The sequence below is a fragment of the Shinella sp. WSD5-1 genome (assembly GCF_963942435.1).
GTDB classification, from domain to species: domain Bacteria; phylum Pseudomonadota; class Alphaproteobacteria; order Rhizobiales; family Rhizobiaceae; genus Shinella; species Shinella yambaruensis.
In genome coordinates this window covers 76748-95853 of the sequence record NZ_OZ012596.1, presented here as the reverse complement: position 1 = coordinate 95853, position 19106 = coordinate 76748, and the positions used below count along the sequence as shown (strand labels likewise).

Sequence of the window (19106 nt, the reverse complement as noted above, 5' to 3'; positions counted from 1 at the left end):
GCGGCCCCTTCCATGGTGCGTGCAGGGGAGCATGATGAGAAAGACTTCGGTTGGGCGGCGCGCGGCGCTGCTTGTCGCCTTGTCGGCGGGTGTGATCGGCGGCGCGGAAGGTTTTGGAGCCGCGGCGGCGCAGACGGCACAGCAGACCTATAGGTTCGCCATAGCGGCAAAGCCGGTGCGGCAGGGCTTGAACGATATCGGCCGCATCACGGGACTGACGGTCGTGTTTTCCGAGACGGGGGCCGCTTCGGCAACCGGAAAGGCGGTCTCCGGCTCCCTGACGGCTCGGGAAGCCCTGGCGCGCCTGCTTGCGGGCAGCGGCCTCGTCTATCGTTTCACCAACAGCAACACGGTCACGGTCTCGGGTGTCGCCGCGGGCGATGCCGCCGGTCTTGCAGACGGGTCCACGACGCTCGAGACGATCAGCGTCGAAGGGAGCGAGGAATCGGCCTGGGGGCCGGTCGGCGGGCTGGTGGCGCAGAAAAGCGCGACCGGGACCAAGAGCGACACGCCGCTTCTCGAAACGCCACGTGCGATCAACGTCATCACCAAGGAGGAGGTACAGGCGCGGGGCGGCGCGCAGAATTATATCGACGCACTCACCTATACGCCGGGGTTCATGACGATCACGCCGGCCAATACGCGCTCCAACAGCAGCGCCTATCTGCGCGGCTTCAGCATCTTCGACAGCCTCTATCTCGACGGCATGGCGCTGCCGACCGGTATCGACCGGGCCAACCCGCAGGTCGAGCCCTACGGCGTGGAACGCATCGAAGTGCTGAAGGGGCCGGCCTCGGTGCTCTACGGCCAGACCTCGCCGGGCGGCCTAGTCAACATGGTAAGCAAGCGGCCGCTCTTCGAGCCGCTGCGCGAGGTGCAATACCAGTTCGGCAGCCATGATCGCCATCAGGTGGCCTTCGATTTTTCCGATGCGCTCGACGCTGACAAGACGCTCGCCTATCGGTTCACCGGGCTGCTCCAGGACAGCGGCACGCAGATGGATTTCGTCGACGACGACCGAATCTACATCGCGCCGGCTTTGACCTTCAAGCCCGACGAGGACACGACGCTGACCCTGCTCGGCAGCTACCGCAAGAACAAGGGCGGCGACGTCGACGCCTTGCTGCCGAACGCGGTCGTCGCGGATATTCCGACCGACCGCTATATCGGCGAGCCCGGCTTCGACCGCAACGACACCGAGCAGGTCTCGATCGGCTACGACTTCAACCATCGTTTCAACGATGTCTGGCAGGTCACGCAGACCGGCCGCTATCTGCGCACCCAAGTCGATTATCAGGCGCTCTACAGCGTCGACCTGACGGGCAACCCGCTTCTGCCCGGCGAGATCTCCCGGTCGATCTACTTCCTGGACGAGACCCTGCAGGCATGGACCTCGGATACGCGCCTCCAGGCCGATTTCGAGACCGGGTCGCTGACCCACAAGCTCGTCTTCGGTCTCGACTACCGCAACCAGCGCTCCGACAACCGCAGCGGCTACTGGTACGGCATGGGCCCGACGCTCGATCTCCACGATCCCGTCTACGGAAAGCCCGTGCCGGATCTCGGCTTCGACAGCGAGGCGAAGGAGAGCCTCCGCCAGGTCGGCCTCTATGCGCAGGACCAGGTGAAATGGGGGTCGTTGGTCCTGTCCTTCGGCGGCCGCTACGACTGGGCGAAAAGCGTCACGGATCTCAGCGGCACGGACTACGATACCGCAACATCCGACACGGCTTTCACCGGCAATGTCGGCCTGCTCTATCTCTTCGACAACGGCCTTGCGCCCTATGTCAGCTTCGCCCAGTCCTTCCAGCCGCAGACCGGCGCGGGGGCAGACAAGAAGCCCTTCGTGCCGACGACCGGCGAGCAATACGAGATCGGCGTCAAGTACCAGCCTTCCGACTTCGATGCGCTGCTGACGGTCTCCGCCTTCCAACTCACCCAGCAGAACCGGCTGACGGCCGATCTTGCCTATCCGAACGACTTCTTCCAGAAGCAGGTGGGCGAAATCCGGGTCAGGGGCCTGGAAATCGAGGGCAAGGCCACGATCGACAATTTCGATCTGACTGCGTCCTACACCTATCTGGATTCGCAGATCACGAAGGACAATGACGGCAACCGGGGCAATCGCGTCGGCTATGTGCCCGAGCATGCTGCATCCGCCTGGCTCAACTATCGCTTCGACGGCGTGCTGGAGGGGCTGAACCTCGGTGCGGGCGTGCGCTATGTCGGCTCGTCCTACGGCGACAACGAGAACACCGTCCTCAACGGCTCGGCGACCTATCTCGACCTCTCCGCCGGATATGATTTCGGCGTGCGCAACCCGGATCTGGAAGGGCTCCGCCTGGATGTCTCCGTGCTCAATGCCGCCGACCGCAAGAGCTATTATTGCGACGGTCCCTGGGGCTGCCAATGGGGCAAGCGCCTGACGGCGTTCGGTACGCTGTCCTATCGCTGGTAGACGGCTTCGTCCCGGCAGAGCCGGAAGCAGATGCCCTGCCGCGTAAGGACGTGGCAGGGCAGGAATTCATGGCATTTGCGGACTGGACGGGCTGCTCTACCAGCGGTACTTCAGCGTTGCCGTGACGTTTCGGCCTTCGCCATAGAAGCAGCCTTCCCAGAACGAGCAGGTCGCGATGTACTTCTTGTCGAAGAGGTTGCGCGCGCTGACGGTGAGGTCGAGGCCGGCGAGGTCCGGGTTCTTGATGCCGAAGTCGTAGGTGAGGCTCGCGTCGAACAGCGTGTAGGACGGCACCTCGATCTCATGGCTCGAGCCCCAGACCTTGCCGCGGTAGCGCATGCCGAGGCCGGCGCCGAGACCTGCTGCCGCGCCGTCCTCGATCGTGTAGTTCGCCCAAAGCGAAAACTGATGCTTCGGCGTCAGGAAGAGCGGCATGCCGAGGTCGGCATTGTTGCTCTCCGTGATTTCGGAATCGAGATAAGTGTAGGCGCCCACGAGATCGAAACGGTCGGTGACGCTGATCCTGGCCTCGGCCTCCAGGCCGCGGACCCGCGCCTCGCCGGTCTGGATCTGTGCCCAGGGATTGGTCGGCGGCGGATTGAGGTCACGGGTCAGGATATTCTGGCGTGTCAGGTCGAAAACAGAGAGCGTGAAGAAGCTGTTGCTGCCCTCCGGCTGATATTTGATGCCGACTTCGTATTGCTGCGCGGTCGTCGGCCGGAACGGATCGCCATTGCCGTCGAGCCCGATTTCCGGCTCGAAGGAGGTCGAATAGCTGACATAGGGTGCAAGGCCGTTGTCGAACAGATAGGTCAGGCCGACGCGGCCGGTGAAGGCGTGATCCCGCTGGGTCGTGCTGACGGCGGCGAAACGATCCGTCGTCGTACCCTTGGCCCAGTCGTAGCGCCCGCCGAGGGTCAGCCGCCAGTTGTCCCACGCGATCTGGTCCTGCGCGTAGAGGCCGATCTGGGTCGCTGTCTTGAGCTCCGAGATTGCCGGGACCAGCGTTCCGATCGGCGTGCCGTAGACCGGGTCGAAGGCGTCGATCGGCGCGAGCGTCGCCGAAGCGAATTTCCAGTCGCTCCGCGATCGGGAATAGTCGAGGCCGAGGATCAGCTTGTGCGCGAGGCCGCCGGTATCGAATTCGCCGATCAGCTGGTTGTCGATCCCGAGCGTGCCGATTTCATTGACGTCGTTCCAGCCGGTCCGGTCGACGGTGCGCCCGTCCGTGACGAACGAGCCGTAATCGAAAGCCGTCAGCGTGTAGTTTTCGGTCTGGTCGACATGGGAATACCGCAGATTCTGGCGGATGCTCCAGGTGTCGTTGAAGTGATGCTCGAATTCGTAGCCGAGCGAATATTGCGTCCGATCGAAACTGTCGAAGCCCGGCTCGCCGAGAAAGCGGTCCCGCGGGATCGTGCCGTGAACGCTGTCGAAGATCGTTCCGAAGGCCGGCAGCGGAACCGGGCGCAGGGCATCCTTGTCGCGTTGCAACTGGCCGAAAACGGTGAGTGTCGTCTCCGCGTCGGGTGACCAGGTCAGGGCCGGGGCGATGAACAGTCGGTCGTCGCCCTGGAAGTCCATCTGTCCGTCGGCGGAGCGGCCAAGGCCGGTCAGCCGATAGAGGAATGTCCCCTCGTCATCGATCGGTCCGCCGACGTCGAAGGCGGCCTGCAGCCGGCGGGGATCGCCCAGGGTGAGCTGGACCTCGTTGAACGGGTCGGCGGTCGGCCGCTTGATCACCTGGTTGACGATGCCGCCCGGCGCGATCTGGCCGTAGAGAACCGAGGCCGGCCCTCTCACGGTCTCGATGCGCTCGAGCCCGTACGGTTCCACGCCGAGCTGGGCGCCGACGATGTAGTCCCGGTACTGGCGGGTGCCATCCAGGAAGAAGGGGACCTGGAAGCCGCGCATGAAGACATAATCCTGCTCGGGATTGAACCCGTAGCTGCCGACGCTGACGCCCGGCGTGTAGGTGAGCGCGTCTTCGAGGCGTTTTGCACCCTGCTTTTCGATCTGGTCGCGCGTCACGACGGAGATCGATTGGGGTATTTCGACAAGAGGGGTATCCGTCTTCGTGCCGGAAGCGCTGCGGGTCGCCACGAACCCGTCCACGGGACCCCAGGCGGTTTCGCCGTCGCCGTCCACCGTGATCCTCTCGAGCGGCGTCGCGCCATCGGCCGGTAGGCCGCCGACGTCGCCCGCCGCCAACGTGATGAGGATGGAGGAGGGATCGGTGAAGGAATAGCGAAGGCCGGTGCCGGCGAGCAGGCGGGCAATCGCCTCCTCGCGGCTGGCCGTTCCGGAAAGGCCGGGCGAAGTCTTGCCGCGCGCGATCGATGCCTCATAGGCAATCTGCGTGCCCGACTGGCGGCCGAAGGCCGCGAGCGCGCCGGCAAGCGGGCCTGCCGGGATGGCATAGGACTGCGCCTGGGCGAATGCCGGCACCCCCATGAACATGTCGGCGGAAAACGCCGCCGTCGCCAGCATCGTCGCAACCAGCGCCTTGCGGCCCGCGCCCGCCAGATCCCCCATCGATCCCCATGCCATGCACTCTACTCCGTCCTGATCTGTCATCGGCATGGCGTCTCGCCATGCGCCCCTACAGGGTCCCTACGAACGGGCGTCGGAATTTTTCTCTTTTTTTGATGCGCCTTAGACCGGCGAGATGACGGTCATGAGGGAGCCGGCCTGGCGCACCCGCGCGCCGAAGGGGCGAACGACGGCTTCGAGGGCCCGTATCGGGTCGCTGAGATCGAAGACGCCGCTGACGAGGCGGGAGCCGAGGAAGGGATCGGCGACGACCACCTTGCCCGGCTGCCAGCGCGCGATGCGGGCAACGAGGGCCGAGACGGTTTCGCGTTCGGCGACGATCATCCCGCTGCGCCAGGCGGCGACCTGCGAGGCCTCCCGCGTGCCGCGACCGGCGATGCCGTGCGTTTGCGGGTCGAAGACGATCCAGTCGCCCGCTCCCAGTTCCTCACCGGCGGGGCCGCCTTCCATGTGTGCTGCCACCCGCCCGTGATCGACCGAGACGGAGACGATGCCGGCATCGTTGGAGACATCGTAGGCCGTGCCGAGCGCCGTCGCGGCGACACCGTCGGAGAGCACGGAAAAGGGCCGGGAGGGATCGCGCGCCACATCGAAATAGGCCATGCCGGCGAGAAGCCGGACGGTGCGGTGCGAGGCTGCGTAGTCGACATCGATGGCGCTCGCCGGGCCGAGCGTCACGACGCTGCCGTCGTCAAGATCGATCCGGCGGATTTCTCCCGTCGCGGTGACATGGTCGGCCTGCAGCCTGACGAGGAGGTCGGGAAGCGCCAGCCAGCCGGCCGCGAGCGTCCCCGTGCCGGCCAGCGCCGCGATCAGGAACGTGCGGCGGCCGAGACCGCCCGGTGCGTGGTCCGCGGGTTCGTAGCGTTCCGTCAGGATCTGGCCGGTCATGCCGTGGATTTCGCAAACCCGCGTCCAGGCCCGCTGATGGGCCGGGCTGCGCGCGATCCAGGTGCGCACCGTGTCGATCGAGACCCGGTTGTCGGGATCGCCTTGCAGGCGGATGGCAAGATCGGCGGCCTCGCGGAAGAGGCGCCGATCCTCGGGGAATTCGTTCATCATCGTCCTTCCCGCCGATCTCGCCGTTCCGGCAAGCCGTTCATAGAGGGTCTACGAACGAAGCCCCGGATTTTTCCGCGCGAGGTCTATCACAGGCCGTTGAGGCGCGCATCGATATGTTCGTAGGCGTCGCGCAGCAGCGTCCATGTCCGGGTGGTGGAAAGGCCGATCGCGGCTGCCGTTTCCGCGATGGTCAGTTCGCCCAGCCGGTGCAATTCGAAGGCCCGGCGGGTTTTCTCGGGCAATTCGGCAAGCGCGGCCCTGGTGCGTTCCAGCCGCTGGCGGTCGTAGACGATCGTCTCGGGACCTGGCGCGTGATCGGCGATGGCGGCAAAGTCGTTGTCGCTGAGATTGACCCGTATCAGCACCCGCTCGCGCCTCTGGTGATCGATGCGCAGGTTCCGGGCGATGCGGAAGAGATAGGCGACAGGGTTGTGCACCCCTGCCGTCTCCTTCGGCGGGCAGGCGAGCACGCGCACGAACGTGTCCTGCGTCAGATCGGCCGCCGTCTCGGCCGTCAGGCCCCGCCTGCGCAGCGTGCGTGCGATATCCTTGGCATGATGACGGAAGAGGTTCGAGATATCCCAGGTCATGATGATGTGTTTCAACCCTTTCGGGCACATAGCCAGTCGTAATAGCGAGAACCGATGCGATTGCGAAGGTGCGGTATCGTTTGCGAGGCAAGCATTGCTGACCGGCGATTATTGCGCAAGTTCAATGTATTAGACATGTGCAAAGCGTCATGGCGTGAGAGATTGCTGAAAGTATAAAACTTTCTTCAAAAACTCATATTAATCTGAGTGATGGCCCAATGAATCACGCCACCGTCATCGGATGCTTGAATGTAAAACTGTGTGCAAGTGTTGCCATATTGCTACGCCCGCTCGCTTCAGAACCGGCCTATGGTCGTCCTACCGGACTCTCTCGGCGTGACGAATGAGCAATGTAGATCACGACGCACTAGGACGAATCCACATTCATTGCAGCCATAGGCAGATTGCTGCGATGAATGTGGATTCGTCCTAGTCGGCATCAACGATCTCTCGCAAGGCGCTCAATGTCTGCTTTAATCAGCTTTTTGAGTTCTGATGGAGTCGTTTGACTTGTAGCGAGATCACGAAGGGCATCGAGGCGTTGCTGGTATCCGTCCTGATCACCAAGACGGCGGCGAAGCTGTGCTGATGTGAGGTTGAAGCGAATGGAAGGAACGAGATCATCGGGCATTCCGTCCAACTGGCGTTCCACTTGGCTAAGTGCCTCGCTTGCCGCATCCAAAAATACGTCCAGCGGCGCTTTTCCGACCAAAACGTAGTCGGTGAGAGAGAGAATTTGAAGCGGGTCATCCGCAAACCTTCGAACGCAACGATTGTAGTACCTTCCTGCATCGATCGCCGTCTCGGGCATGGCAGAAAGTACAATCAACTTCTCTACTGCGAACTCCTTGTTGTCGGCAATTTCAGGACGGTTGCGTTCGGCTTCATCAATCAAGCCTTGCGCACGCTTCATGTCCTTCGTCAGCATTGCATCAACGATGTCCCGATTAATGGCTAGATGCGTGATATCGTTGTCGGAAATTTCAGTCTCCCAGCGTCGGCGCGCGGCATCGACGTCCCAGACATCATCAAGAATAGCGTGCAACGGTTCAAGAATGGCGTCATCAAGTGGACCCAACCACACGATCTTGCTCTGCCAATCGACCAGAAATGCCGTGGGCACGCCTCTTTGGCCGCTGGCCTCCAGCCATTCGCGCGTCACCTGACCGCGTGGCAGGCCAGCTTGTTCTGGATCGATTTGTTCGTGTGCAAGGAAGGCGTCCAACCGTACCTGCCGAGCGGTCTCAATCGTTCTACCAAGGTCTCGCTCCATGATGGCAACGCCATATGTTGGAACACCCAGGGCTTTTGCTTTCTTGGAGTATTCTACGAGCGCCGGCAAGCAACCGCTGCATCCGGAATTCCAAAGGACCACCATGCTCGTTCCATTAAACTCGACACGTGGAGAAAGCTCTCCTGTCACAAGATTTCTGGAGAGCATCAGCGGCGGGGCGGCATCCCCTGGCAGCAATCGCTTTGCTGAATTCAAGACGCTATTCATGGAGCTTCCCTTAGTGCGTTGTAACGGGGCGGCGGCAACGATCCTCGATCCTACGTCTCAGCCATACGACATGGTGTTTCGAGGGCCTTTCGCAAAGAGGGTGATGTAACGCTTTCACGAGCAATTTCTTTGCAGGCTGCACGCCACGCGAAATGTGATTAGGCCTGCGCAGCCGTGTTGTGTTGTGACACGCGAATTGGAGCCAGCCTTTAACTTGACAAACTCCATCAACATTTTATTAGTCCGCTCGCATGAAAGGTAGTGGTGAAGGCCATGCAAGCCTCCCGGACACGACATGAGCGATACGAAGGCTGAACAACTGGAAGATCTCTATCGCTCCGAGTGCTCTCGGCTCGAGCGTATTGCTGTCCGAAAAGTCGGGCATGGGACCGGAGCAGACGTTGTCCAGGACACATTCGCCCGGCTCTGGGGCAAGGCGCTCGAGCAGATCGTCCTGACGCCGGCCTATCTCAGCAGATGCGTGCGCAATGCCGCGATCGACCAGTTGCGCAGCGACAGGAGAGTGGCGCGCCTTCCGGAACTTATGACCGAGGAACAATATGCGGCCCCCGTGCCGACGCCACAGCAGATCGTCGTGGCGGTCGATGGGTTGCGGCATGTCGATCGGGTCATCAATGAGCTGCCGGAGCGTACGCGGCACATCTTCGTTCTGAACCGCCTGCACGGTTGCACCTATGACGAGATCGCAGTCACGCTCGGCATCTCCTATAGCACGGTCGAGCGGGAAATCGCCAAGGCCCTGATGGCGTGCCGGTTGGCGATCGAAGACGTAGCGCCGGATTGAGGGTGGAGTGCGCTTCCGGTCGTTATGGGAATGGGGCGGCAATCTCTTCAAGCCGTCACGGCGCCTGCGAAAGATATGAGAATGGTACAGGAAAACCAGCCCGGCCTGCAGACGGAAAGAGAGGCGATTGCCTGGTTCACGCGGATGAACGGCAAGCCGTCGCGCGCCGACCGGCAGCATTTCGAGGACTGGCGGAAGATACCTGCCCATGCGGCGGCCTATGACCGTGTTTCGTCGGTCTGGTCATCGGCGGGCGGCATCGGCACCTCCCTTGGGCGCGAGGACAGGAGCGCAATCGCGGCGCACCTGAGCCGCATCGAGGAACTCCGCCGGCGTCGGAAAAGCGCGAAGACGGGGGCGGCGGTGCTCACGGTGCTTCTGGCGCTCGGCGCTTCCGGGTGGCTCTGGCTGGAAAAACCGCATCTCCTTCAGGACATGCGCGCCGATTATGTCGCCGCGCGCGGGGAGCGGCGCTCGATCACATTGTCCGATGGTTCGACCATGCTTCTCGACGCCGACAGCGCCGTCGCCGTCGACGTGACAGACAAGGAGCGGCGCATCGACCTCCTGCGCGGCACGGCCTATTTCGAGGTGCAGCCGTCTTCGGTGCCTTTCATCGTCGATGCGGCGAACGGCCGTTCGCGGGTGCTCGGAACCGCATTCGACGTGTCCGTCACTGAGGAGGGGGCCCATGTGACGCTGGCACGCGGCAGCCTTCAGGTCTCGCTGGTCGATGGACCGGAAAGCGTCGTGCTGAAGCCGGGAGAAAGCGTCGCCTATGGCGGCGAGGGTCTCGGCACGCCGGGTGCGGTCGAGATTTCCGAGGCGATGGCATGGCGCGAGGGGCGCTTCGTCTTCAACAATATGCGTTTGGCAGATGTTCTCGCGCAGATCGAGCGGAACCGGGACGGTCGCATCGTCCTGATCGGCAACGCGCTTGCCGACAGGCGGGTCAGCGGCAGCTTGGTGCTCGCCGATACCGATGCGGCGCTTGAAGCCGTGCAGTCCATTGCCGGCTTCCGGATGCAGAAGCTCGGCGGCCGGCTCGTAGTCATCCGGCAGTAAGCCCGGGGTGGCGTTGAAGAAGATGATAAGAAAATTCCACTTTTTGTGAGGGTGCCCCTCCGCGGGGATCGTTAGCTCATTGAGAGGATGCGCGATGCGCATCGGGCGATCGGTGACTTGGAAAGGGTTCCCCATGAACGGCAACAAGATGCGCAAGCTGGCGCTTCTCCTGGCGACGACGGTACTGGTCGCTCCGGGCGGCGGCGCGCTGGTCACCGCGCCGGCCTATGCGCAAGCGGCTTCCGATACCGTTCACGACTTCAACATTCCGGCAAAGCCGATCCGCCAGGCCCTGCACGATATCGCGCGCGTCGCCGGCATTTCCGTGATGTTCGACGAGACTGCGGCCGCTTCCGGGGCTGGAAAGGCAGTCAGGGGATCGATGACGACGTCGGAGGCGATCAGCCGCGCCCTCTCAGGCAGCCGCCTTTCCTGGCGTTTCACCAACGCCAGCACGGTGACGATCGTCGATCCGGCGGCGGGTGTTTCTTCCGGAATCGCGGGAGACGGTACAGTGCTGGAGACCATCACCGTCGACGACCGATCCGCCACCACGGAAGGCACCGGCTCCTATACGACGGGCGAGACGAGCGCGGCGACGCGCTTGCCGCTGACGCTGCGGCAAACGCCGCAGTCGACGACAGTCGTTACCCGTCAGATCATCAGCGACCAGAAACTGGACCGGATTCCCGACGTTCTCGACAATGCGACGGGCGTGATGTTCGATCCGGGCGAAACCGACCGGACGTCCGTTTATGCGCGCGGCTTCACGATCGGCGAATACACCGTCGACGGCGTCACTCGGCCGGACAACAACGAGTTCGGCGGCACCTACGAGTCGTCCGCCATCTACGACCGCGTCGAGATCGTGCGCGGGGCGACCGGCCTGATGAAGGCGAGCGGCGACCCCTCCGCATCCGTCAACCTGGTGCGCAAGCGTGCCATCAGCACCGATTTGACTGGATATCTCAGCGGCCGGGTCGGCTCCTGGGAAAACCTTGGCGTTGAGGCGGACGTCCAGGGGGCGCTCAACGAGGCGGGAACGCTGAGGGGGCGCTTCGTCACAGACGTGAGCGGCGGCAATTCGTTCCTCGATCGCTACAGCAATCTCAACCAGACCTATTACGGCACGCTCGAGGCGGACATTTCCGATATGACGACCGTCATCGGGGGCATCGAACACAGCCGGCACGCTCCGGAGGGCTCGACGTGGGGGAGCTGGCCGCTCGTCTTCAGCGATGGCACGCCGACCGATTTCCGCCGCGGCTTCTCGACGGGGCTGGACTGGACCTACTGGAATTCCGATAGCACTACGTTTTTCGGCCGGGTCGAACATGAATTCGAGAATGGCTGGAAGGCGCAGGCAACCCTGTCGCATACGATCCAGCACTACGATTCACAGCTCTTCTATACCTATAATCTGCCGGATCCGGTCACCGGGCTTGGTGTCCAGCCCTACGCCGGAAAATTCGACCGTACCCGCGTCGCCACCGCCGGGAATGTGGATGTATCAGGCGAGATCGAGGCCCTGGGCCGAACCCATGAGTTGAGTCTTGGTGTTTCGGCAAGCCGCTCGCACTTTAACGGCACCAATGCCTTCGCAACCGGGCTTGGGCCGATTGATATCTTCAATTGGGACGGTTCCTATCCGGAGCCGACATGGGGCGCTGCGAACATCGTCGAGAGCGAGCCTTTGCGCCAGTATTCCGCCTACACGGCATCTCGGCTTTCCGTTACGGACCAACTCAATCTCATCCTAGGCATGCGCTTCAACCGATGGGAGCAGGAACCGCGGGGATTCAACAACTTTACACCCTATGCCGGTGCCGTCTATGATTTCACCGATACTTTCTCCGCCTATGCCAGCTATACGGAAATCTTCAATCCGCAGGATTACAAGGATCCGTCCGGCACCTATCTCGATCCTGAGGTGGGCGCTGGCTACGAGGTCGGAATCAAGGGTTCATTCTTCGATGACCGCTTGAATGCTTCGCTTTCCCTTTACCGTACACAGAAGGACAATGTTGCCGAAGAAATTCCCGGTGTTTTCACGCCGGATGGCGACATGGCCTACCGACCTATCAAGGGCGTAAAGACGGAAGGCGTAGAGTTTGAACTGTCCGGCGAGATCGCTCCGGATTGGCAACTGTTTTTCGGCGCATCCACCTTCCGGAGCAAGCAGCCGGACGGGAGCGACCACAACAGCTTCCTGCCGCGCAACAGCGTGAAGGTCTTCACCACCTACCAGCTTCCTGGCGAGTGGGAAAAGCTCACCATCGGCGGCGGCTTCAAGTGGAACAGCTCGTCCTACATCGATATCGACGGCGTCACCACGGCGAGCGGCACGGTGCGTTTCAAGCAGGATGCGTTCGTGACCGTTGACCTGATGGCGAAATATGATTTCACGGATACGCTCGTCGGTCAGCTGAACGTCAACAATGTCTTCAACGAAAAATACTACATCCTGCGCGGCGGCGACAACGCGCCCTATGGAAAGCCGCTCAACGCGACGTTCACGCTGACGAAGCGCTTCTGATCATGATGCGGCGTCTGAAAACCTTCATCCGCGGCCTCGCGGTGCTCGCCCTGTCCTTCACCGCCCCGGCCGTGGCGGAGGGCGGTGGCACGTTCCCGGCGACGATCGGGCACGCCTTGGGAACGACGGTTGTGCCTGCGGATCCACAACGCATCGTGACGCTCGGCTGGAGCGGTGAGGATGCGGTCCTCGCCTTCGGCAAGGTGCCGGTCGCGATGACGCAGTACAGCCTCTTCGAGCGTGGCGTTTTTCCGTGGAACGAGCCGAAGCTCGGCGGTGAGACGCCGGTGCTTCTGGCGCAGGGCGAGGTGGATTTCGAACAGATCGCGGCCCTCAAGCCGGACCTGATCCTCGGCGTCTATTCCGGTATCGACGACGTTGCGTGGAAGCGTCTCTCGGCGATTGCGCCGACCGTGGTGTACCGGTCCGGCCCGTGGCTGGCGAACTGGCGCGAGCAGACGGAGATGACGGGGGCGGCGCTGGGTCGGCCGGGGGAGGCGCGCCGGCTGATCGACGCCACCAACACGTTCCTGCGCGATCTCGGTTCGCAGTATCCCGCCCTGCAGGGCAAGACCTTCGCCTTCGGCACCTATTTCGCCGGCAGCAGCGGCATCGTCGTCTATCTGCCGGATGATCCGCGGGTGGAGGCGCTGGTGGAGCTGGGGCTCAAGGTGCCGCCCGGCATCGAGGCGCTGGGCAAGTCGGCGCCGGGGGATTTTTCCGTCTCCGTGAGCCTTGAGGAGATATCCACGATCGACGCGGACGTCCTGGTCATGTGGTACGGCCCCGGCGCGCGCGCGGCGGCGGAGGCACAGCCGCTCTTCAACACGCTCGGCGCGGTCAAGCGCGGCGCCTATGTCGCGCTTGAGGACCCGGTTGACGTCTGGTCGACCTCGGCGCTGAGCGTGCTGTCGGTGCCCTATGGCTTTCCCCGCTTCGTGCCGCGCTTGGCGGAAGCGGCCGGGCGGGCAGGGGAGGAGTGACATGACGGCGAACGCCAAGGCCCTCTCGGGCGCGGATCATCACGATCACGACCACTATGTCGAGGATTACTTCCTCGCAACGGCGACGTCGGTGGAACGCCTCACGCCATCGATGATCCGCGTGGTGCTCGATGTCGAGGGCGGCGAGCGGCTGGTGCCGAGCGGCCACCCGGACGAATGGCTGCGGCTGGCGCTGCCGCCGGACGCGGAGACCCCGGTGACGCTGCCGGTCCTGATGGAGAACGGCAGGTGGGGCCGGCCGGACGGCTCGAAGCACTGCCCGAACCGGCCCTACACGATCCGCCGCTGGGATGCCGCGACCCACGAGATGGTCATCGACATCGTCGTGCATGAGGGCGGCGTCGCCGCCGGATGGGCGATGGCGGCGAAGGCCGGCGATGTCGTCGGCCTTTGCAATCCGGAAGGCCGCTTCTGGCTGCCGAAGGGCAGCCGCTGGCTGATGATGCTGACCGACATTACCGGGCTTCCGGCCGCCGGCCGCGTGCTGGAGGAGTTGCCGGCCGGCTTCCGGGCCATCGCGCATGTCGAAGTGCCGTCGGAGGCGGACAGGCAGGAGATCAGCACGCAAGCGGATGCGACGATCGTCTGGCACGCCACCCACGGGCCGCGCCCCGACCGTCCCGGCTACACGGACCTGCCGCGCATCGCCGCCGGCATCCGGAGCCTCCCGGAGGGGCCGGGCTATATCTATATCGCCGGCGAGGCGAAGGCCGCCTCTGCCTGCCGGGCGCATTTCCGCGACGGCCTCGGCTTCGACAAGGGCCGCATCGACGCCATCGGCTACTGGATCGAGGGGCAGGCCCGGATATGAGGGCCTTGCGTGTGCCGGCAGGGGAAAAGCCATCCCAGGAACGCATCGTCGCGGCGTCTTTCGGCCCATGGCTGGTGCTCGCCCTCCTGCTCGTTGCCGTGCTTGCTCTGGCGAGCCTGCTGGTGGGCGCGCGTCCGATCGCTCCTTCCATCGCGCTGGATGCGCTCTTCTCCTACGATGCGTCTTCCCCGGCCCACATCATCGTCAGGGACTACCGCCTTCCGCGCACGCTGCTCGCGCTGCTCTGTGGCGCGGCCTTCGGCGTGTCCGGGGCGCTGATCCAGGCGGCGACGCGCAATCCCTTGGCCGATCCGGGCATTCTCGGCGTCAACGCGGGCGCGGCCTTCTTCGTGACGGTCGCCGTCGGCCTGCTCGGCTGGCAAACGATCGATGCCTATCTGTGGGCGGCGTTCCTCGGGGCGATCGTCGTGACGCTCGCCGTCTATGCGCTGGGCGCGGCCGGGCGCGTCGGCGCGACGCCGGTGCGGATGGTGCTTTCCGGCGTGGCGCTGTCGGCGGTGCTCGGCGGCATCGGCTCGGCGGTGACGCTGCTCGATCCGCAGGCTTTCGATGCGTTGCGCATGTGGTCCATCGGCTCGGTCGCCGGGCGTGACATGCATATCGTCGCCGCCGTTGCGCCCTTCATCGTGGCGGGACTCGTGATCGCGCTTGCCGCCGCGCGTCCGCTCAATGCCGTGGTGCTCGGTGACAGCCTCGCCCGCGCGCTCGGGGCCGATGTGCTGCGCGCGCGCATCATCGTGGTGATCGCCGTCACGCTCCTTTCCGGCGCCGGCACGGCCGCGGCCGGTCCGATCGGCTTTATCGGACTGATGGTGCCCCATGTCGTGCGCTGGCTCACGGGGCCGGACCAGCACCGTATCATTCCGCTCACCATGGTCTTCGGACCGGTCTTGCTTCTCGTCGCCGATATTGTCGGCCGCCTCGTGCTCCATCCCGGCGAGATCGAGGCGGGCATCGTCACCGCCTTTCTCGGTGCGCCGGTGCTCATCCTGCTGGCACGGCGCGGCGAGGCGCGCGGCCTGTGAGGCGGAGCCGGTCGTCCTCCATCGGCTTCGGCCGCCCCGTGCTTGCCGTCAGGGCTTTCGGCGGCCGGCTGTCGTTCCTTCTCGATCTGCGTGCGCTCTCCATCGGTCTTGCGCTTCTCCTGCTGGCGCTCGCCGCCGCCGCGATCTCGCTTGCGAGCGGCGCCTATGCCGTCGCCCTCGCCGATGTGGGCCGCGCGCTTCTCGGCGAGGGCGAGGAGATGGCCCGCATGATCGTCACCGAATGGCGCCTGCCGCGCGCAATGCTTGCGCTGCTCTTCGGCGGGGCGCTGGGTTTGAGCGGGGCGATCTTCCAGTCGCTGACACGCAATCCGCTCGGCAGCCCGGACGTCATCGGCTTCGCCGCCGGTTCCTATACCGGCGCGCTGGTGGTGATCCTCCTCCTGTCGGGCGGTTACTACGAGACGGCGGCGGGCGCGCTGATCGGCGGTATCGCCACGGCGCTCGCCGTCTATCTGCTGGCCTGGCGCCGCGGCGTGAAAGGGTTCCGGCTGATCATCGTCGGCATCGGCGTCTCGGCGATGCTCGGGGCGTTCAATGCCTGGATGATCCGGCAGGCGGACCTGAAGGTGGCGCTCGGCGCCGCCGTCTGGGGCGCGGGCTCGCTGAACGGCCTCGGCGTCGAGCAGCTCGTGCCTGTCCTCCTCGTCCTGTGCCTCATCGTGCCGCCGACGCTGTTCCTTGCACGGCCGATGCGCCAACTCGAGATGGGCGACGACGTGGCCATGGCCTCCGGCGTCAATGCCAACCGGGTCCGTCTGTGCCTGATGGTGCTTGGTGTCGCGCTCACGGCCACTATCACGGCCGCCGCCGGGCCCATCGCCTTCATCGCCCTTGCCGCCCCGCAGATCGCACGGCGGCTGACCCGCTCGGCCGGCGTGGCGCTCCTGCCCTCGGCTCTGACGGGCGGCTTCCTGTTGTCCGCTGCCGACTGGGCCGCCCAGCACGCCTTCACCGCGCAGCTTCCCGTCGGCGTGATGACCGTCAGCATCGGCGGTCTCTACTTCCTCTGGCTCATCATCCGGGAGGGCCGCAAATGACGACCGACCGCCTTCACGCCCGCAACCTCACGCTTGCCTATGAGGAACGGACGATCTCGCGGGATCTTTCCGTCACCATTCCCGACGGATCCTTCACCGTCATCGTTGGGCCGAATGCCTGCGGCAAGTCCACTCTGCTGCGCGCCCTGTCGCGGCTGCTCGTTCCCGTAAGCGGAAGCGTCATCCTCGACGGCCAATCCATCGTCGCGCTGTCGTCCAGGGAGGTCGCCCGCCGGCTCGGCCTCCTGCCGCAGAGCGCCGTCGCGCCCGAGGGCATAACGGTTGCCGATCTGGTGGCGCGCGGACGCTATCCGCACCAGACGTTCCTGCGGCAATGGTCGCGGGCGGACGAGGCCGCCATCGTCGCGGCGATGGAGGCGACGCATGTCGCCGATCTTTCCAGCCGCCTTGTGGACGAACTCTCCGGCGGCCAGCGGCAGCGCGTGTGGATCGCCATGGTGCTCGCCCAGGAGACGCCGCTCCTGCTGCTCGACGAGCCCACCACCTTTCTCGACATCGCCCACCAGATCGAGATGCTCGATCTCCTCGCCGACCTCAACGCCGAAGGCCGCACTGTCGTCGCCATCCTGCACGATCTCAACCACGCCTGTCGCTATGCCTCCCACCTCATCGCCATGAAGGACGGGTGCATTCTCGCCGAGGGCGGGCCGGAAGAGATCGTCACCGAAGGCCTCGTCGAGGACGTCTTCGGCCTTTCCTGCCTCGTTGTCGACGATCCCGTCTCCGGAACTCCCATGATCGTGCCCAGGGGGCGGGATAGACAAAATCGCGCCACGGAGCAAAAGCCTGTGACGCGCGTCGGCGGGTCGAGATAATCATCGCCACTAAGTCAAATACCGAAAGCGCGCCTGCCGATGTCAGCCCTTCTGAAGCGTTTTGCGTCCTACTATCGTCCGCACCGCGGCCTGTTTGCGCTGGACTTCTCCTCGGCGGTCGTCGCCGGCCTCCTGGAGCTCGCCTTTCCCGTCGCCGTGACGCTGTTCATCGACCGCCTGCTGCCGACCGGCCGCCTCGACCTCGTCGCGCTCGCGGCCCTCGGCCTCTTCCTCATCTACCTCGTCAATGCCGGCCTGCAGGTCATCGTCACCTACTGGGGCCACATGCTCGGGGTGCGCATCGAGGCGGAGATGCGCCGCAAGGCCTTCGACCACCTGCAGAAGCTCTCCTTCGGCTTCTTCGACAACCAGAAGACCGGCCATCTCGTGGCCCGGCTGACCAAGGATCTCGAGGAGATCGGCGAGGTCGCCCATCACGGGCCGGAAGACCTCTTCATCGCCGTCATGACGCTCGTCGGCGCCTTCGTGCTGATGCTGTGGGTGCATGTGCCGCTCGCCTTGATCACCGCCGTCATCGTGCCGCTGACGGCCTTCGTCACCACCCATTACGGCGCGCGCATGACCACGACCTGGCATGCGCTCTACGGCCGCGTCGCCGATTTCAACGCCCGCATCGAGGAGAATGTCGGCGGCATCCGCGTCGTGCAGGCCTTCGCCAACGAGGACCACGAGCGTAAGCTGTTTGCCGAGAGCAACCGGAACTACCTCGTCACCAAGCTCCAGGCCTACAGGGTGATGGCGGCCTCCATGTCGCTCTCCTACCTTTCCATGCGCTTCGTGCAGGTGGTGGTGATGCTGGCCGGCGCCTGGTTCGTCACGCGCGGCGAGCTTTCGGCCGGCGGCTTCGTCGGCTTCCTGCTCCTGGTCGGCGTGTTCTTCCGGCCGATCGACAAGATCAACGCGATCATCGAGACCTATCCCAAGGGCATCGCCGGCTTCACGCGCTACACGCAGTTCCTCGACACGGAGCCGGACATCCGGGACCGCGAGGATGCCAGGGATGTCGGGCGCCTTGCCGGCGATATCGAATATCGCGCCGTCAGCTTCGGCTACGGTGCCGACCGGCCGGTCTTCGGCGGGCTGAACGTTTCGATCGGGGCGGGTGAGACGATCGCCTTCGTCGGCCCGTCCGGCGCCGGCAAGACGACGATCTGCTCGCTGCTGCCGCGCTTCTACGAGGTCGCATCGGGCGCGATCACCATAGACGGCATCGACATCCGCGACATGACGCTGCGGTCGCTGCGCTCGAACATCGGCATCGTGCAGCAGGACGTGTTCCTGTTCGCCGGCACGATCCGCGAGAACATCGCCTATGGAAGGCTGGAGGCCAGCGAGGCGGAGATCCTCGATGCGGCGCGCCGGGCGCGCCTCGACGACGTGATCGCCAACCTCGCCGACGGTCTCGACACGGTCGTCGGCGAGCGCGGCGTCAAGCTCTCGGGCGGCCAGAAGCAGCGCCTCGCCATCGCCCGCATCTTCCTGAAGAACCCGCCGATCCTGATCCTCGACGAGGCGACCTCGGCGCTCGACACGCAGACGGAGCGGGCGATCCAGCAGTCGCTCGCCGAGCTCTCGGCCGGCCGCACCACGCTGGTCATCGCCCATCGCCTCGCGACCATCGCGAACGCCGACCGCATCCTCGTCGTCGACGACGGCCGCATCGTCGAAAGCGGCAGCCATGCCGAGCTCATGGCCAGAAAGAATGGTCGTTATCGGGGTTTCCACCTGACTCAGGCGGCCGGTTAGGGCAGTCCTTCCTT

The 19106-nt window shown here is 64.4% G+C and carries 14 protein-coding genes; 10 read left to right on the top strand and 4 right to left on the bottom strand.

Features of this window, described 5'->3' with window-relative positions:
* Positions 1-34: 34 nt before the first annotated feature.
* Entirely contained in the window at positions 35-2458 is a 2424-nt protein-coding gene (locus tag AABQ55_RS00400) for a TonB-dependent siderophore receptor (RefSeq protein WP_272806835.1), read from the top strand.
* A gap of 96 nt (positions 2459-2554) precedes the next feature.
* Here the strand turns inward: AABQ55_RS00400 and AABQ55_RS00395 are convergent, their stop codons facing one another.
* From AABQ55_RS00395 to AABQ55_RS00380, 4 genes are all read right to left on the bottom strand, one after another.
* Entirely contained in the window at positions 2555-5008 is a 2454-nt protein-coding gene (locus tag AABQ55_RS00395; protein ID WP_272806834.1) for a TonB-dependent siderophore receptor, read from the bottom strand.
* 105 nt (positions 5009-5113) lie between these two features.
* Positions 5114-6073: a FecR family protein gene (locus AABQ55_RS00390; protein ID WP_336314390.1), complete on the bottom strand. Its 960-nt coding sequence runs from the start codon at positions 6071-6073 to the stop codon at positions 5114-5116.
* Positions 6074-6159: 86 nt separating this feature from the next.
* Positions 6160-6663, bottom strand: coding sequence for a sigma-70 family RNA polymerase sigma factor (locus AABQ55_RS00385; RefSeq protein ID WP_272806833.1), 504 nt, complete (start codon positions 6661-6663; stop codon positions 6160-6162).
* 439 nt (positions 6664-7102) lie between these two features.
* Entirely contained in the window at positions 7103-8164 is a 1062-nt protein-coding gene (locus AABQ55_RS00380; RefSeq protein WP_272806832.1) for a TlpA family protein disulfide reductase, read from the bottom strand.
* Between the two features lie 295 nt (positions 8165-8459).
* Between AABQ55_RS00380 and AABQ55_RS00375 the strand changes: the two genes are divergently transcribed.
* The 9 genes from AABQ55_RS00375 (at position 8460) to AABQ55_RS00335 (ending at position 19092) form a co-directional block, all read left to right on the top strand.
* Positions 8460-8969 (top strand): RNA polymerase sigma factor, encoded by a 510-nt coding sequence (locus AABQ55_RS00375; protein ID WP_272806831.1) that lies wholly within the window; start codon positions 8460-8462, stop codon positions 8967-8969.
* Positions 8970-9050: 81 nt separating this feature from the next.
* A complete protein-coding gene (locus AABQ55_RS00370) occupies positions 9051-10034 on the top strand; it encodes a FecR family protein (protein ID WP_272806830.1) in 984 nt (327 codons plus the stop codon).
* Positions 10035-10167: 133 nt separating this feature from the next.
* Positions 10168-12570 carry a TonB-dependent siderophore receptor gene (locus tag AABQ55_RS00365; RefSeq protein WP_272806829.1) on the top strand — a complete coding sequence of 801 codons (2403 nt, stop codon included), beginning with the start codon at positions 10168-10170 and terminating at the stop codon, positions 12568-12570.
* A 2-nt stretch (positions 12571-12572) separates the two neighbouring features.
* Positions 12573-13553 carry an iron-siderophore ABC transporter substrate-binding protein gene (locus AABQ55_RS00360; protein WP_272806828.1) on the top strand — a complete coding sequence of 327 codons (981 nt, stop codon included), beginning with the start codon at positions 12573-12575 and terminating at the stop codon, positions 13551-13553.
* Between the two features lies 1 nt (position 13554).
* Positions 13555-14385 carry a siderophore-interacting protein gene (locus tag AABQ55_RS00355; RefSeq protein ID WP_272806827.1) on the top strand — a complete coding sequence of 277 codons (831 nt, stop codon included), beginning with the start codon at positions 13555-13557 and terminating at the stop codon, positions 14383-14385.
* Positions 14382-15431: a FecCD family ABC transporter permease gene (locus tag AABQ55_RS00350; protein WP_272806826.1), complete on the top strand. Its 1050-nt coding sequence runs from the start codon at positions 14382-14384 to the stop codon at positions 15429-15431. Before AABQ55_RS00355 ends, AABQ55_RS00350 begins: the two co-directional genes overlap by 4 nt.
* Complete coding sequence (locus tag AABQ55_RS00345; RefSeq protein ID WP_272806825.1) at positions 15428-16489, top strand: FecCD family ABC transporter permease; 1062 nt, start codon at positions 15428-15430, stop codon at positions 16487-16489. Before AABQ55_RS00350 ends, AABQ55_RS00345 begins: the two co-directional genes overlap by 4 nt.
* Entirely contained in the window at positions 16486-17325 is an 840-nt protein-coding gene (locus AABQ55_RS00340; protein WP_272806824.1) for an ABC transporter ATP-binding protein, read from the top strand. Before AABQ55_RS00345 ends, AABQ55_RS00340 begins: the two co-directional genes overlap by 4 nt.
* A gap of 39 nt (positions 17326-17364) precedes the next feature.
* On the top strand, positions 17365-19092 hold the full coding sequence (locus AABQ55_RS00335) for an ABC transporter ATP-binding protein (RefSeq protein ID WP_272806823.1): 1728 nt from the start codon (positions 17365-17367) through the stop codon (positions 19090-19092).
* Positions 19093-19106 lie beyond the last annotated feature (14 nt).

What these genes read in the sequence shown, in the direction of transcription:
- AABQ55_RS00400 (WP_272806835.1), top strand. Translation starts at nt 35, where the DNA reads ATGAGAAAGACTTCGGTTGGGCGGCGCGCGGCGCTGCTTGTCGCCTTG.
- AABQ55_RS00395 (WP_272806834.1), bottom strand. Translation starts at nt 5,008, where the DNA reads ATGGCATGGGGATCGATGGGGGATCTGGCGGGCGCGGGCCGCAAGGCG.
- AABQ55_RS00390 (WP_336314390.1), bottom strand. Translation starts at nt 6,073, where the DNA reads ATGATGAACGAATTCCCCGAGGATCGGCGCCTCTTCCGCGAGGCCGCC.
- AABQ55_RS00385 (WP_272806833.1), bottom strand. Translation starts at nt 6,663, where the DNA reads ATGACCTGGGATATCTCGAACCTCTTCCGTCATCATGCCAAGGATATC.
- AABQ55_RS00380 (WP_272806832.1), bottom strand. Translation starts at nt 8,164, where the DNA reads ATGAATAGCGTCTTGAATTCAGCAAAGCGATTGCTGCCAGGGGATGCC.
- AABQ55_RS00375 (WP_272806831.1), top strand. Translation starts at nt 8,460, where the DNA reads ATGAGCGATACGAAGGCTGAACAACTGGAAGATCTCTATCGCTCCGAG.
- AABQ55_RS00370 (WP_272806830.1), top strand. Translation starts at nt 9,051, where the DNA reads ATGGTACAGGAAAACCAGCCCGGCCTGCAGACGGAAAGAGAGGCGATT.
- AABQ55_RS00365 (WP_272806829.1), top strand. Translation starts at nt 10,168, where the DNA reads ATGAACGGCAACAAGATGCGCAAGCTGGCGCTTCTCCTGGCGACGACG.
- AABQ55_RS00360 (WP_272806828.1), top strand. Translation starts at nt 12,573, where the DNA reads ATGATGCGGCGTCTGAAAACCTTCATCCGCGGCCTCGCGGTGCTCGCC.
- AABQ55_RS00355 (WP_272806827.1), top strand. Translation starts at nt 13,555, where the DNA reads ATGACGGCGAACGCCAAGGCCCTCTCGGGCGCGGATCATCACGATCAC.
- AABQ55_RS00350 (WP_272806826.1), top strand. Translation starts at nt 14,382, where the DNA reads ATGAGGGCCTTGCGTGTGCCGGCAGGGGAAAAGCCATCCCAGGAACGC.
- AABQ55_RS00340 (WP_272806824.1), top strand. Translation starts at nt 16,486, where the DNA reads ATGACGACCGACCGCCTTCACGCCCGCAACCTCACGCTTGCCTATGAG.
- AABQ55_RS00335 (WP_272806823.1), top strand. Translation starts at nt 17,365, where the DNA reads ATGTCAGCCCTTCTGAAGCGTTTTGCGTCCTACTATCGTCCGCACCGC.